Source organism: uncultured Leifsonia sp. (assembly GCF_945957465.1).
GTDB lineage: Bacteria > Actinomycetota > Actinomycetes > Actinomycetales > Microbacteriaceae > Leifsonia.
In genome coordinates this window covers 42,532-56,521 of sequence record NZ_CAMFLC010000025.1, presented here as the reverse complement: position 1 = coordinate 56,521, position 13,990 = coordinate 42,532, and the positions used below count along the sequence as shown (strand labels likewise).

Annotated in this window: 11 protein-coding genes; 9 read left to right on the top strand and 2 right to left on the bottom strand. The window is 69.4% G+C overall.

Annotation, left to right across the window (positions count from 1 at the left end):
- Positions 1-49: 49 nt before the first annotated feature.
- Together Q0Q23_RS12355 and Q0Q23_RS12350 are read right to left on the bottom strand one after the other, a co-directional pair.
- The gene (locus tag Q0Q23_RS12355; protein ID WP_295124031.1) at positions 50-970 is read right to left on the bottom strand and encodes an endonuclease domain-containing protein; all 921 of its coding nucleotides are present in this window, start codon (positions 968-970) and stop codon (positions 50-52) included.
- A 131-nt stretch (positions 971-1,101) separates the two neighbouring features.
- Positions 1,102-1,599, bottom strand: a complete 498-nt coding sequence (locus tag Q0Q23_RS12350) for an aminoacyl-tRNA deacylase (protein WP_295124028.1) — start codon at positions 1,597-1,599, stop codon at positions 1,102-1,104.
- Positions 1,600-1,632: 33 nt separating this feature from the next.
- Here Q0Q23_RS12350 and dusB point away from each other — a divergent pair, with 33 nt between their 5' ends.
- The 9 genes from dusB (at position 1,633) to Q0Q23_RS12305 (ending at position 13,975) form a co-directional block, all read left to right on the top strand.
- A complete protein-coding gene (gene dusB, locus Q0Q23_RS12345) occupies positions 1,633-2,856 on the top strand; it encodes a tRNA dihydrouridine synthase DusB (protein ID WP_295124023.1) in 1,224 nt (407 codons plus the stop codon).
- Positions 2,846-4,144, top strand: a complete 1,299-nt coding sequence (locus Q0Q23_RS12340) for a deoxyguanosinetriphosphate triphosphohydrolase (protein WP_295124020.1) — start codon at positions 2,846-2,848, stop codon at positions 4,142-4,144. Before dusB ends, Q0Q23_RS12340 begins: the two co-directional genes overlap by 11 nt.
- Before the next feature lie 75 nt (positions 4,145-4,219).
- Positions 4,220-5,365 carry a DUF4282 domain-containing protein gene (locus Q0Q23_RS12335; protein WP_295124017.1) on the top strand — a complete coding sequence of 382 codons (1,146 nt, stop codon included), beginning with the start codon at positions 4,220-4,222 and terminating at the stop codon, positions 5,363-5,365.
- 29 nt (positions 5,366-5,394) lie between these two features.
- Positions 5,395-7,305: a DNA primase gene (gene dnaG / locus Q0Q23_RS12330; protein WP_295124014.1), complete on the top strand. Its 1,911-nt coding sequence runs from the start codon at positions 5,395-5,397 to the stop codon at positions 7,303-7,305.
- A 244-nt stretch (positions 7,306-7,549) separates the two neighbouring features.
- Positions 7,550-9,184, top strand: coding sequence for an ABC transporter substrate-binding protein (locus Q0Q23_RS12325; RefSeq protein ID WP_295124011.1), 1,635 nt, complete (start codon positions 7,550-7,552; stop codon positions 9,182-9,184).
- Between the two features lie 78 nt (positions 9,185-9,262).
- The gene (locus Q0Q23_RS12320; protein WP_295124009.1) at positions 9,263-10,360 is read left to right on the top strand and encodes an ABC transporter permease; all 1,098 of its coding nucleotides are present in this window, start codon (positions 9,263-9,265) and stop codon (positions 10,358-10,360) included.
- A gap of 1 nt (position 10,361) precedes the next feature.
- Entirely contained in the window at positions 10,362-11,435 is a 1,074-nt protein-coding gene (locus Q0Q23_RS12315) for an ABC transporter permease (protein ID WP_295124006.1), read from the top strand.
- Positions 11,432-13,120, top strand: a complete 1,689-nt coding sequence (locus Q0Q23_RS12310) for an ABC transporter ATP-binding protein (protein WP_295124002.1) — start codon at positions 11,432-11,434, stop codon at positions 13,118-13,120. The genes Q0Q23_RS12315 and Q0Q23_RS12310 overlap by 4 nt, the downstream gene beginning before the upstream one ends.
- Before the next feature lie 9 nt (positions 13,121-13,129).
- Positions 13,130-13,975 (top strand): ATP-binding cassette domain-containing protein, encoded by an 846-nt coding sequence (locus Q0Q23_RS12305; RefSeq protein ID WP_295123999.1) that lies wholly within the window; start codon positions 13,130-13,132, stop codon positions 13,973-13,975.
- Positions 13,976-13,990: the final 15 nt, after the last annotated feature.

Genomic DNA, 13,990 nt, shown 5'->3' with positions numbered 1-13,990 from the left:
CTACACTTATGCGATCGTCGGCAGCGTCAGATGTGTATAAGAGACAGCGTCAATACGGCGTGTTGCGTCCCCGCTCGGCAAGCGCAGCGCGTACTCGCGCTACGGCGAGCGACGCTCGATTGGCGAGATGCGAACGGTTGACCCGGATGACGCGCCAGCCGGAGGCCTCGAGCGCCCAGATCCGGTCGACGTCGAGGTCGTATTGCCGTTGCTCCGTGCGATGGTGGTCACCGTCATACTCGACGACGACACGCTTCTCGACGTAGACGAGGTCGCCGTGCAGTTCGACCCCGGAACCCACCTGGATGGGACGATTCACGACAGGTTCCGGAAGCCCCCCGTCTACCAGAGCCAGTCGGAGGACGGTCTCCATCGCGGAATCCGTGTCGATGCGCACGCGCTCCAGCGCAGAGCGAAGAGCGCCCGCACCCGGTCGATTGCGTGCGGATTCGGCGGTGGCGCGGAGACGAGACGGGGACGAGAGGGGATTCGTGCGCCGGACGCACGAATCGCCCGCGATGACCAGCTCTTCCACGGTCAGTGATGCGGCGAGCTGGCAGAGCACATGTTCGACTCCCGGGACGCGCAGCCCCGCGTGGACTCGCACGTCGTCAGCGATGAGCTTCGACTTGTGCCCGATAACGCCCGTGCTTCGCGGCGCCCGGCCGCTGTTCAGCGCACAGACGTGAAGCTCGGCCTCCTCCTGCATCCGCCGCGGCACGGAGAGCCCGTAGATGATCGCAGCGGTGGCGTGGCTGAAGCAGTGTTCCGGATGCATGACCGCGCGGTACGCGACGCAGCGTGAGCGGAAGCCGCCGTCGAAGCTCGCGGCCGGGATTCGCGAACCGTGGAACGGCGCCACGAGGTCGGATCTGCGGAGTCGAGAACTCGACACGCCTGCCGCCGCAGCCGCCGAGACGGAGAACGCCGGCGAGCGATGGATGGGCGGAAGCGGTTCAAGGGAGCGCATACCCTCAGCCTGCCGACCCGACGCACGTCGATCGACGTTGTCCACAGGCTGAGATTCGAAGAGGGGTCACGACATGCCGCCGAGGCGCCGCGATAGCGGCGTGTCGAGTCCCCGCTTGCCCGGAGTCGCGGCTACTCGGGATCGGTGATGTCTGCGACGGTGGCGGAGAAGCCGGCGAGGAGGACGTCGGCATCGACGAAGAGCGAGTAGCCGTGCTCGCCGGCGCCCATCGAGACGGTGCGGCCTGCGACGGTCTCGTCGGCGATCACGGGCCACGCGGTCGTGCTGCCGAACGGCGTGATCGTGCCGCGCTCGTAGCCGGTCGCCGCGAGCGCGACCGATGCGTCCGGCAGCTGCAGCTTGTTGACGTGCAGTACCGCCCGCAGCTTGGGCCAGGAGATCTTGCGGCCGCCCGGGACCAGCGCGAACACGAAGGTGTCGTCGCTGCGCTTCACCACGAGGGTCTTCACGATGTCGCCAGGTTGGATGCCGAGCAGTTCGGCCGCCTCCTCCAGGCTGCGGGCGGCGGGCCGCTCGACGATGCGAATCGGGATGCCGCGGGCGGCGGCATCGTCCTCCACACGCCGACGTCCGGCGCGAGGTTCCACAACTTCCGGGCTCTCGGCCATGTGTCAGCGCGCTTTCTGGGAGAATCGATGCAGATGTCTACTACCGCAACCCTAGCCTCCCGCACGGATCCGAGCTCCCGCCCTGCCGATCCGGGTTCTCGCCTGACCATCGGCCCACTGACGCTCGACGTGCCGGTCGTGCTCGCGCCCATGGCGGGGATCACGAACACCGCCTTCCGTCGGCTCTGCCGCGAGTTCGGGGCGGGTCTGTACGTGAGCGAGATGATCACCTCTCGCGCGCTCGTCGAGCGCACGCCGGAGTCCCTGCGCCTGATCACCCACCACGAGTCGGAGACGCCACGCAGCATCCAGCTCTACGGCGTCGACCCCAAGACCGTCCGCGAGGCCGTCACGATGCTCGTGGCTGAGGATCGCGCCGACCACATCGACCTCAACTTCGGCTGCCCCGTGCCCAAGGTCACGCGCAAGGGCGGCGGAGCCGCCCTCCCCTGGAAGCTGAACCACTTCCGAGAGATCGTGGAAGGCGCCGTCGCGGCGGCGGGCGACATCCCGCTGACGGTCAAGATGCGCACGGGTATCGACGGCGACCACCTCACCTATCTCGAGGCGGGCAAGGCGGCCGAGGGCGCCGGTGTGGCGTCGATCGCGCTGCACGCCCGCACGGCTGCCGAGTTCTACTCGGGCCACGCCGACTGGGCCGCGATCGCGAAGCTCAAAGAGACGATCACCGCAACGCCCGTGCTCGGCAACGGCGACATCTGGTCGGCCGCCGATGCGATCCGCATGGTCGAGGAGACCGGTTGCGACGGTGTGGTGGTGGGGCGAGGATGCCTCGGTCGCCCCTGGCTGTTCGGCGATCTCGCCGCGGCGTTCCGCGCCAGGGCCGGAGAGCTGACGGCCGAGGAAGCCGCACGGGCGCAGGCACATCCCACCCTCGGGCAGGTGGCCGCGACGTTCCGCCGTCACGCGGAGCTCCTCGTGGAGTTCTTCGAGAGCGAAGAGCGCGGCTGCCGCGACATCCGCAAGCATGTCGCCTGGTACTTCAAGGGCTACCCGGTCGGCGGCGACCTGCGCGCGAGCCTGGCGACCGTCGACACGCTGGCGCACCTGGACGACCTGCTCGCCACGCTCGACTGGAGCCAGGAGTATCCGGGCGAGGCGGCGGAGGGCCAGCGCGGGCGCGCCGGTTCGCCCAAGCGCCCCGCCCTCCCCGAGGGCTGGCTGGACAGCCGGGAGCTCGCCGGGAGCGCCCGGGCCGAGATCGCCGAGGCGGAGGTGCACAACAGTGGCGGATAGCGCGACGCGGTCGACCTCGGCTCAGACCGGTGCGGGCGCGACTCCCGCCGCGGGCTACAGCGAACGGGACCGCGAGCGCTGGCTGCCCGAGCACCACTCCAGCCGACGCAGCGACTTCGCGCGCGACCGCGCGCGGCTGCTGCACTCGAGCGCCCTGCGCCGGCTCGCCGCGAAGACGCAGGTGCTCAGCCCGACGGCGGGCCTCGACTTCGCCCGCAACCGCCTCACGCACTCGCTGGAGGTCGCCCAGGTCGGCCGCGAACTCGCGACCAGTCTCGGCCTCGACCCGGACATCGTCGACACCGCATGCCTCGCGCACGACATCGGTCACCCGCCGTTCGGCCACAACGGCGAGCGCGCCCTGAACGCGTGGGCGGAGGACATCGGCGGCTTCGAGGGCAACGCACAGACGCTGCGCCTGTTGACGCGCCTCGAACCGAAGGTCTTCGGCCGCGACGGGCGGGCCTACGGCCTCAACCTGACGCGCGCCAGCCTCGACGCCAGCTGCAAGTACCCGTGGCCGGAGTCGCACTCCGTCGCCGACCCGAGCGGCCGTGCCAAGTTCGGCTTCTACGCCGACGACCACGCCGTCTTCGAGTGGATGCGCGACGGCGCTCCGGAGCGCACCCGCTGCATCGAGGCCCAGGTGATGGACCTCTCCGACGACATCGCATACTCGGTGCACGACTTCGAGGACGCCGTCGTCAACGGCTACATCGACGTGGCGGCGCTGAGCAGCCGCGTCGACCACGACGACCTCGTGCGCTCGATGTACGAGTGGGTGGGCGGCGAGTTCAGCCACGACGAACTCATCGCGGCGTTCGACCGGCTCGACAGCCTCGACATCTGGCTCGAGGGCTGGAACGGCAGTCGGCGGGCGCAGGCGCACTTGAAGAACCTCACAAGCCAGCTGATCGGCCGGTTCGCGCATGCTGCTGTCCACGAGACGAAGCTGACGGCCGGCGGCGTGGAGTTGCCCCGGTTCGGTGCCGACGTCGTCGTGCCCGACTCGATCCGCGCCGAGATCGCCGTGCTGAAAGGCATCGTCGCCACGTTCGTGATGTCCCGTAACACGCGCCAGCCCATCTACGCCCAGCAGCGGCAGATCCTCTCCACGCTGGCCGATATCCTCCTGGCGCGCGGTCCGCAGGAGCTCGACCCGGGATTCCAGGAGGATTGGCGCCAGGCCGCGAACGATCGTGAGCGCAAGCGGGTGGTCGTCGACCAGGTCGCGAGCCTGACCGACCAGTCCGCGCTGAGCTGGTACGAACGTCTCGTGCAGCACTGACCGGCGCGCCGCGTGCGGGCTTGAAACGGCGGCCTGTGTGCAGAATGCTTGAGGAACGGCATCGGAGGGAAACGAATGACCAGCGCACAGCCACCGTCGGACGGCGACGGGCCCGCAGCGGGCCAGGAGGCCGCTCCCCCGGAGGCGGCCGGAACCGAGGCCACAACTCCTGAGGGCGATGCTCCCGAGGGCGCTGCTTCCGAGTCCGCTGCTCCCGATGCCGCGGCGCCGAGCGCGCCCCGTACGACACCGAAGCGGACCACCGCTCGCCGCACCCCTGCTGCGCGCAAGCAGGGCGACTTCGAAGCGCCGGTCAAGCGCACGCCGTCGACGCGGAAGCGCTCGACCGCCACCTCGATCTCGCCGAATGGCGAGGCTCCCGAGATCCTCGACGCCATGCTCGGCAAGTCGGCACCCGCGCCGGCGGCCGACACGTCGGCGTCTCCGGCCGAGCCGGTCGCGCCCGAGCCGGTCGCGCCCGAGCCCGTCGCGCCGGAGCCCGTCGCGCCGGAGCCCGTCGCGCCCGCAGCCGTCGCATCCGAAGCCGTCGACGACGTGCCCGGCTCGGCCGAGCCCGGGCGAGCCGTTCCCTCGGAGAGCACCGCGCAGGCAGGCGCGCCGGAGCCGCCCGAGACCGCGACAGCGGCGCTGCCCTCGGCAGCCGACTTCTATCGCGAGCCCACGATCGAGACCGAGGTGCTGGCGCCCGCTGCGGACGGGATGTCGTCCGACACCGCGACGCCTCCGGTGGTCGGGGAGACCCCGGCCACCGATGCGACCCCTCCCGGGCCCGACGGCCCGACCGCGCCGGCGGAGGGAACGGCTCCCGCGCCGGACGCGGCGGGAGCGGAGCGCGCCGACGGGACCCGACCCGCGCGCAGCGTCAACGAGCTGGCCGACCGTCTCGACGACTCCCGCTTCTTCTCGTCCCTGTTCGACTTCACCTTCACGAGCTACGTGACCCGCAAGCTCGCCGGCCCCGTGTACGTGGTCGGCCTGGTGCTCATCGGGCTCGGGATCGTCGTGGGCTTCGCCAACAGTCTCGGCATCGCGATCGCCGCCAACTCACCGGGAGGCGCGTTCGTCTTCCTGCTCGGCGTCCTGGTGACGCTCGTGGCCGCGATCCTGTCCGTCCTGCTGTTGCGGGTCACCATCGAGGTCTTCTGCGCGATCATCGAGATCGCCCAGAACACGCGGCGCAGACGGCCGCCCCGGGACTAGCGTCGGGGGCTGCACTCTAGAATCGGAACATGGCCGGCCGGATACGACAGAGCGACATCGACGAGGTCAAGGCCCGCACCAACATCGCCGACATCATCGGCGACTACGTCAGCTTGAAGCCGGGCGGCGTCGGCTCTCTCAAAGGGCTGTGCCCGTTCCACGACGAGAAGAGCCCGAGTTTCAACGTGCGCCCGGGCGTGGGCCGGTACCACTGCTTCGGCTGCGGCGAGGGCGGCGACGTGTACGCGTTCCTGGTCAAGCTCGACCACGTGTCGTTCACCGAGGCCGTCGAGCGCCTCGCCGGGCGCATCGGCTACCAGCTGCACTACGAGGAGGGCGGGGGAGGGCCGAGCGAGTCCAGCGGCAATCGCGCCCGCATCCTCGCGGCCAACAACGCCGCGGAGGAGTTCTTCCGCGAGCGGCTCGCGGCGCCCGACGCCGATCCCGGCCGGCGCTTCCTCGGTGAGCGCGGCTTCGACGCGGCCGCCGCCGCGCACTTCGGAGTCGGATACGCGCCGAAGAGCTGGGACGAGTTGACCAAGCACCTCCGCACCAAGGGGTTCACGCCCGACGAGTTGCTGGCTGCCGGGCTCGTCTCGCAGCGCGATCGCGGCGTCTACGACCGCTTCCGCGGGCGGCTGGTCTGGCCGATCCGCGATGTGACGGGCCAGACCATCGGTTTCGGAGCCCGCCGCCTGCTCGACGACGACAATGGCCCCAAGTACCTCAACACGCCCGAGACGGCGGTCTACAAGAAGACCCAGGTGCTGTACGGCCTCGATCTGGCCAAGCGCGACATCTCACGGCGCGACGAGGTGGTCGTGGTCGAGGGCTACACCGACGTGATGGCCTGCCACCTCGCGGGCATCACGACCGCGGTGGCGACCTGCGGAACCGCGTTCGGCGTCGACCACATCAAGGTGATCCGGCGGGTGATGGGCGACGACAGCAGCACCGGCTCCGTGATCTTCACGTTCGACCCGGACTCGGCCGGCCAGAAGGCCGCAGCGCGGGCGTTCGGAGAGGAGCAGCGCTTTGCGGCGCAGACGTACGTCGCCGTCGGCCCCGACGGCCTCGACCCCTGCGACCTGCGACTGGCCGGAGGCGACGACGCCGTCCGACGGATGATCGACAACCGCAAGCCGATGTTCGAGTTCATGATCCGGCAGGTCGTCGAACGGTTCGACCTGGACTCGGTCGAGGGGCGGTCGTCCGCCCTGCGCGCCGGAGCGCCCATCGTGGCCTCCATTCGCGACCCCGCGTCGCAGAACGGCTACACGCGCGAGCTCGCGCGCCTCTCCGGTGCCGACCTGGACGACGCGTTGCGCGCCGTGCGGTCGGCGCAGCGGAGCACCCGCGGAGAGCCCAGGAGGGATGCCCGCGGCGACGGCGACGGCTACCGTGCGAACGCGAGCCGACCGCCGGCCTCCGGCCCCCACTCCGGTCAGGCCACCGATGCGCCCGTGCCCGCGCCGATCCGGGAGCCCGATCCCACCGACCCGACGCAGCGCACCGAGCGCGAGAGCCTGATGGTGCTGTTGCAGCTTCCCACCGAGGTCGGAGCCGATCGCGCTGCGCGCGCCGTTCAGGTGCCTTTCGTCAATCCGACGCACGCGGTGGTGCGCGACGCGATCGCGAGTCAGCTGCCGTCGATCGCCGATCCGGGGTGGGTCGACCGCATCCTGGCGGAGGTTCCCACAGCGTACGAGCCGACGGTCAATGCGCTCGCGGTGGCGGCTCTGCCGCAGGCCGGCACCGACGTCGGCCGGTACGCCCGCTCGATCCTGGACGGGCTGATCGATCGCGATCTGCTGCGCGAGAAGGCCGAGCTCACCTCCCGGCTGGCACGGACCGACCCGCAGAACGCCGAGCTGCGTCGCTCCCTGCAGGTGGCGCTGACGTCGATCGACCAGGAGCGGATGCGCCTGCGCGACGAGTGAGCCGGCCCGCGGAACGCCGTCGCGCAGGATAAGGTATCCGAGCGCTGCGACGACGGAATCCGTGTCAGCTTGCGCAAATGCGCGCGATATTGTTGCGTCGTTGTAAAGATTACGCCGCGATCCGCGGCAGGATGCGCGCTCCACGCGGCATTCGTGCTAGGACTGTGGCTACGCGATTCGGCGACGAAGCGCTCGCGTGCGCTCGGCCGTCTCAGTGACCCCACCAAGGAAGAGGTAATCGGATATGAGATCCGTTCACATCGGCGGACGGCGCCTGCTCGCCGTCTCAGCGGCCTTCGCGGCCGCGGCGCTGGTGCTCGCGGGCTGCTCCGGGAGCAACAACGGCTCCGGCGGCTCCAGCGGCGGCACGCTGACCATCGGCACGACGGACAAGATCACGTCGATCGACCCGGCCGGGTCGTACGACAACGGCTCGTTCGCCGTGATGAACCAGGTCTACCCGTTCCTGCTGAACTCGCCCTACGGCAGCCCGGATGTCAAGCCGGACATCGCGGCCAGCGCCGCGTTCACGTCGCCGACCGAGTACACCGTGAAGCTGAAGCCGAACCTGAAGTTCGCGAACGGTCACGCGCTGACCTCGGAGGATGTCAAGTTCACCTTCGACCGTCAGCTGAAGATCAACGACCCGAACGGTCCCGCGTCGCTCCTGGGCAACCTCGACAGCGTGAGCACCCCCGACAAGACCACCGCGGTGTTCAAGCTCAAGGTGCCGAACGACCAGACCTTCCCGCAGGTGCTCTCGAGCCCGGCCGGGCCGATCGTGGACCACCAGGTCTTCTCGGCCGACAAGGTCACCCCCGACAACACGATCGTCAAGGGACACCCGTTCGCCGGTCAGTACGACATCACGAGCTACGACTTCAACAACCTCATCGCGTACAAGGCCAACCCGAACTACGAGGGCCTGCTGGGCAAGCCGGCCACCGACAAGGTGAACGTCAAGTACTACGCCGAGTCGTCGAACCTGAAGCTCGACATCCAGAAGGGCGCCATCGACGTGGCGTTCCGCAGCCTGTCGGCGACGGACATCCAGAGCCTCGGCACCGACAAGAACGTCAAGGTCGTCAAGGGACCGGGTGGTGAGCTGCGCTACATCGTGTGGAACTTCAACACCCAGCCGTACGGCGCGACGACCCCGGAGGCGGACGCCAAGAAGGCCCTCGCGGTGCGTCAGGCCGCTGCCGACCTCGTCGACCGCGCGACCATCGCGAAGCAGGTCTACAAGGACACCTACACCCCGGCGTACTCGTACGTGCCGCAGGGCCTCACCGGCGCCACCACGGTGCTCAAGGACCTCTACGGCGACGGGAACGGAGGCCCGAGCCTCGACAAGGCGAAGGCTGTCCTCCAGGCGGCCGGTGTGACCACGCCGATCGCGCTCAACCTGCAGTACAACCCGGACCACTACGGCCCGTCCTCCGGTGACGAGTACGCCCTCGTCAAGGAGCAGCTCGAGAACGGCGGCCTGTTCAAGGTGAACCTGCAGTCGACCGAGTGGGTGCAGTACTCCAAGGACCGCGTCAAGGACCTCTACCCGGCGTACCAGCTGGGCTGGTTCCCGGACTACTCCGACGCGGACAACTACCTGTCGCCGTTCTTCAGCAAGGACAACTTCCTCGCGAACCACTACGACAACCCGGAGGTGCAGCAGCTGATCACCCAGCAGCTCGGCACCACCGACAAGGCCGAGCGCACCAAGCTCATCGAGGAGATCCAGGCGAAGGTGGGTGCGGACCTGTCCACCCTGCCGCTGCTGCAGGGCTCCCAGGTCGCCGTCGTGGGCAAGAACGTCTCGGGCACGGACAAGACGCTCGACCCGTCGTTCAAGTTCCGCTACGCGGCTCTCTCGAAGAGCTAGGCCGCACTCCACGGCCGAACGGGGGCGGCTCGCATCTGCGGGCCGCCCCCTCCCACGAACCACCCACGATTGGCTTCCATGACAGCGACGGTCAGCGGCCAGGCGGCGCCCACGGCGTCCGGCCCCGAACGAACCACGGCGCGTCGACGATCGGGAGGCGGCCTGGGCCGCTACATCCTCATCCGCGCCCTTCTCATCATCCCGACGATCTTCATCCTCGTCACAGTCGTCTTCTTCCTGATGCGGTCGACGGGCGACCCGATCACGGCGGCGCTCGGCGGCAAGCTGCCTCCCGCGCAGCTCCAGCAGCGCATCCACGAGGCCGGTTACGACCGGCCCCTGCTGGTGCAGTACTTCGAGTACCTCGGACAGATCCTCCGCGGCGACTTCGGCACCACCTTCACCGATCACCAGCCGGTGACGCAGGTGCTGCTCACCTACGGCGCCGCCACGCTCGAGCTGGCGTTCTACGCCCTCATCGTCGCGTTCATCGTCGGCATCCCGCTCGGCCTGCTGGCGGCGTACTTCCGCGACCGCTGGGGTGATGCGACGCTGCGCATCTTCGCCATCCTCTGCTACGCCACCCCGGTGTTCTTCGTCGGCATGGTCCTCAAGCTCGTCTTCTCGATCTGGCTGAACGTGCTCCCGGTCGCGGGCCGCGCCTCCACCAGCTCGGAGATCGAGATGCAGACGCTGCCGAACAGGACCGGCATCTACCTCATCGACGCGTTCCAGACCGGTGATCCGGCCGTCGTCGGAGACGTGCTGCTGCACGCTGTGCTGCCGGCCGTCACGCTCGGCCTGCTGACCGCCGGGATCTTCCTGCGCCTGGTGCGCACCAACGTCATCGGCACGCTCTCCACCGACTATGTGGACGCCGCCCGTTCCCGCGGTGTCAGCGAGAGCCGGCTGGTGCGAAAGCACGCCTACCGGCCGGCGCTCATCCCGATCATCACGGTCATCGGCCTGCAGATCGCGCTGCTGCTCGGCGGGGCCATCCTCACCGAGACGACCTTCGAATGGAAGGGCCTCGGTTTCCAGCTGTCGCACTACCTGCAGTCGCGCGACTTCATCGCGGTGCAGGGCATGGTGGTCCTGCTCGCCGTCATCGTCGCGGTCACGAACTTCATCGTCGACATCATCGCGGCGCTCATCGACCCGAGAGTGAGGTACTGACATGGCCTCGCAGAAGAACAGCACCGCCCCCAAGCGGTCCATCTGGAGCAGGCTCCCGGTCGTGCATCAGCTGCGGCAGTCCGTCGGACTGCAGCGCGGGATGCTCGTCGTCGGGCTCGTGCTCACGGGCATCTTCATCCTGACGGCGATCTTCGCCCCGCTCATCGCGCCCTACGGTTTCGCCCAGCTCAAGGACGCCCACGGCCAGTTCGGCTCGCAGCAGCCGCCGAGCCCCGCGCACATCTGGGGCACGACCGTCGGTGGGTACGACGTCTTCTCCCGGGTGATCTGGGGTGCGCAGACCGCGATCCTGGTCATCGTGGTGGCGGTCATCCTGTCGATCTTCGCGGGCGTGGTGCTCGGCCTCATCTCCGGCTACTTCGGCGGCTGGGTCGACCGTGTCCTCGTCGTGATCGCGGATGCGATCTACGCGTTCCCGTCGCTGCTGCTGGCGATCGTCATGGCGATCGTCATCTCGGGAGGCCAGTCGAGCCTCTGGGGCGGCATCCTGGCGGCCGCGATCTCCATCACCGTCGTGTACATCCCGCAGTACTTCCGGGTGATCCGGTCGGAGGTCGTGCGGATCAAGTCGGAGGCCTACGTCGAGTCGGCGAAGGTCGTCGGTGCGAGCAACAGCCGGATCATGTTCCGTCACGTGCTGCGGAACTCCACCCGCACCCTGCCGCTCATCTTCACGCTCAACTCGTCGGAGGCGATCCTCACCCTCGCCGCGCTGGGCTTCCTCGGCTTCGGCATCGAGCCCACTGCAGCCGCCGAGTGGGGCTACGACCTCAACAAGGCGCTTTCCGACGTCACGAGCGGCATCTGGTGGACGGCGATCTATCCGGGTCTCGCGATCGTCCTGGTGGTGCTCGGCATCACACTGGTCGGCGAGAGCCTGAACGACCTCGCGGACCCGCGCCTGCGCGGTCGACGGCGCGCAGCGGAGGCGTCCGGCGAGGTCGCGGAGACCTCGGTCGTGCCGGGCGGCCCGCTCGAGGCGGGCCCGGGAGGCATCGACGGCCTGGAGGGCGGAGAGTCGTTCGACGAACACGGAATCGAGGTCAAGCCATGAGCGACGTCGTCACCATCGACAATCTGTCTGTGACGTTCGCCACCGACGCCGGGGCCGTGAAGGCGGTCGACGATGTCAGTCTCCGGGTCGCGCCGGGCGAGGTCCTCGCGATCGTCGGAGAGTCCGGATCCGGCAAGACGGTCACCGCCAAGACCATCCTCGGTCTGCTGCCCGAGACCGCCACCGCCTCCGGAGCCGTCATCTTGCGCAGCAAGGACGGCAGCACCGAGTCCGATGTGGTGTCGCTGACCAAGCGCGAGCTGCGGGAGGTCCGCGGCACCGACGTGGCGATGGTCTTCCAGGAGCCGTCCACCGCCCTCAACCCGGTCTACCAGGTCGGCTGGCAGATCGCAGAGGGACTCCGCGCCCACGAGAAGCTGTCGAAGAAGCAGGCGCAGGAGAAGGCGGTGGACATCCTCCGCCGCGTCGGCATCCCGGAGCCCGAGAAGCGGGTCAAGTACTACCCGCACCAGTTCTCGGGCGGTCAGAAGCAGCGCATCGTGATCGCGATGGCACTGGTGCTCAACCCGGGACTGATCGTCGCCGACGAGCCGACGACCGCGCTGGATGTGACGGTGCAGGCCGAGATCCTCGACCTGCTGCGCCGGTGCCGCGACGAGTTCGGGGCGGCCATCGTGCTGATCACCCACAACATGGGCGTCGTCGCCGACCTCGCCGATCGTGTCGCTGTCATGTACCAGGGCAAGGTGGTCGAGGAGGCCGACGCGCGCACGCTGTTCTCCGCTCCGAAGGCCGAGTACACGCGCTCGCTGCTGGCATCCGTGCCGCGGATCGGTCAGGGAGCGGTGGCGACGCAGGACCGCGCGATCGCGCGGGCCGAGCGCCCGGAGGAGGCCCCGGTGGTCGCCGCACGCGACCTGCGGATCCAGTACCCTGGCCGCCTCGGCCGTCCCGGCTTCGTCGCCGTGGACGGCGTGAGCTTCGACATCCGCCCGGGCGAGGTCCTCGGTCTGGTGGGCGAATCCGGCTCGGGCAAGACGACGATCGGTCGCGCCATCGCCGGTCTCGGCAAGGTCACCGACGGTTCGCTGAAGGTGCTCGGGATCGAGATGAACGGCGTACGGGAGCGGCAGTTCCGCAAGGTGCGCAGCGACATCGGCTTCGTGTTCCAGGATCCGGCGTCGAGCTTCAATCCGCTGCTGACCATCGCCGACTGCGTCGCCGAACCGCTCGTGGTGCACGGCAAGGCGTCTTCGCCCGCGGCGGCCCGCTCGCGGGTGGACGAGCTGCTGGAGGCCGTGCAGCTGCCGCGCAGCTACGGCGACCGATTCCCGCACGAGCTCTCGGGCGGCCAGCGCCAGCGGGCCAGTCTCGCGCGCGCCCTCGCCCTGGAGCCGACGCTGCTCATCGCCGACGAGCCGACGTCCGCGCTCGACGTGTCGGTGCAGGCCCGGGTGCTGGAGCTGTTCGCCGACCTGCAGAGGGAATTCGGCTTCGCCGCGCTGTTCATCAGCCACGACCTCGCCGTCGTCGACCTCCTCGCCGATCGCATCGCGGTGCTGCACCGCGGCCGGCTGGTCGAGGAGGGCACGGGGGCCGAGGTCCTCGGCAGCCCGAAGGAGGCCTACACGCAACGGCTCCTGGCGTCCCTGCCCGTTCCGGATCCGGTCGAACAGGCCGACCGGCGGGAGGCGCTGCGGGCGCTCCAGGCCGAGAGCGCTTAGGGTCGACATGTGATTTCCGACCCCGCGATCGTCGTCAGCGACCTGTCCGTCGAATATCCCGCGCGGGGGGCGAGCCCGTCGTGCGTCGCTCTCCGCGGGGTGAGCTTCCGCCTGGAGGCCGGTCGGTCGATCGGGGTGCTGGGCGAGACGGGGTCGGGCAAGAGCACGCTGGCGTCGGTGCTCGCCGGACGCGGGATCCCCCTCCGTTCCGGCGAGCCCGGCCCGCGGATCAGCGGGGGCGAGGCGACCGTTCTCGGGCATTCGCTGCGTCACGCGCGCAAGCGCGACCTGGCGGAGGTCACCTTCCATGTCGGCTACCTGCCTCAGGAGGCCGCCGCCACACTGGAGCCCACGCTCTCGGTGCAGGACAACATCTCGCTGCCGATCGTGGAGCGCGACCACCACTACAGCCGTCGGGCTGCGGGGGAGCGCGCCGCGCTGATGCTCGATACCGTGCACCTGCCGCTCAGCGTGCTCGCCAAGTACCCCTACGAGCTGAGCGCCGGCCAGCGCCAGCGCGTCGCGCTCGCGAAGGCGCTGGTTCTCGGTCCGCAGATCCTCGTCGTCGACGAGCCGACGGCCGGGATCGACGCGACGGTGCGCGACGCCGTCATCGATCTGCTGGCACAGCTGCGCGGTCATGAGGGCTTCTCGGCGGTCATCGTGAGCCACGATCTCGCGGTGCTGCGCCGCGCCACCGATGTCTCGCTCGTGCTCCAGGGCGGCCGTCCCGTCGGCTACGGCCCGATCGAGGACGTGCTGGCCGATCCCGCGCATCCGTTCGTGCGCGGACTGGCGGACGCGTTGAAACCGCCGCAGCGCCGTACCGAGCGCCGTCCGCAGCGTGCGGGCTGATCGCCGACGCGCACC

What these genes read in the sequence shown, in the direction of transcription:
- Q0Q23_RS12335 (WP_295124017.1), top strand. Translation starts at nt 4,220, where the DNA reads ATGACCAGCGCACAGCCACCGTCGGACGGCGACGGGCCCGCAGCGGGC.
- Q0Q23_RS12325 (WP_295124011.1), top strand. Translation starts at nt 7,550, where the DNA reads ATGAGATCCGTTCACATCGGCGGACGGCGCCTGCTCGCCGTCTCAGCG.
- dnaG (WP_295124014.1), top strand. Translation starts at nt 5,395, where the DNA reads ATGGCCGGCCGGATACGACAGAGCGACATCGACGAGGTCAAGGCCCGC.
- Q0Q23_RS12350 (WP_295124028.1), bottom strand. Translation starts at nt 1,599, where the DNA reads ATGGCCGAGAGCCCGGAAGTTGTGGAACCTCGCGCCGGACGTCGGCGT.
- Q0Q23_RS12320 (WP_295124009.1), top strand. Translation starts at nt 9,263, where the DNA reads ATGACAGCGACGGTCAGCGGCCAGGCGGCGCCCACGGCGTCCGGCCCC.
- Q0Q23_RS12315 (WP_295124006.1), top strand. Translation starts at nt 10,362, where the DNA reads ATGGCCTCGCAGAAGAACAGCACCGCCCCCAAGCGGTCCATCTGGAGC.
- Q0Q23_RS12355 (WP_295124031.1), bottom strand. Translation starts at nt 970, where the DNA reads ATGCGCTCCCTTGAACCGCTTCCGCCCATCCATCGCTCGCCGGCGTTC.
- dusB (WP_295124023.1), top strand. Translation starts at nt 1,633, where the DNA reads ATGTCTACTACCGCAACCCTAGCCTCCCGCACGGATCCGAGCTCCCGC.
- Q0Q23_RS12310 (WP_295124002.1), top strand. Translation starts at nt 11,432, where the DNA reads ATGAGCGACGTCGTCACCATCGACAATCTGTCTGTGACGTTCGCCACC.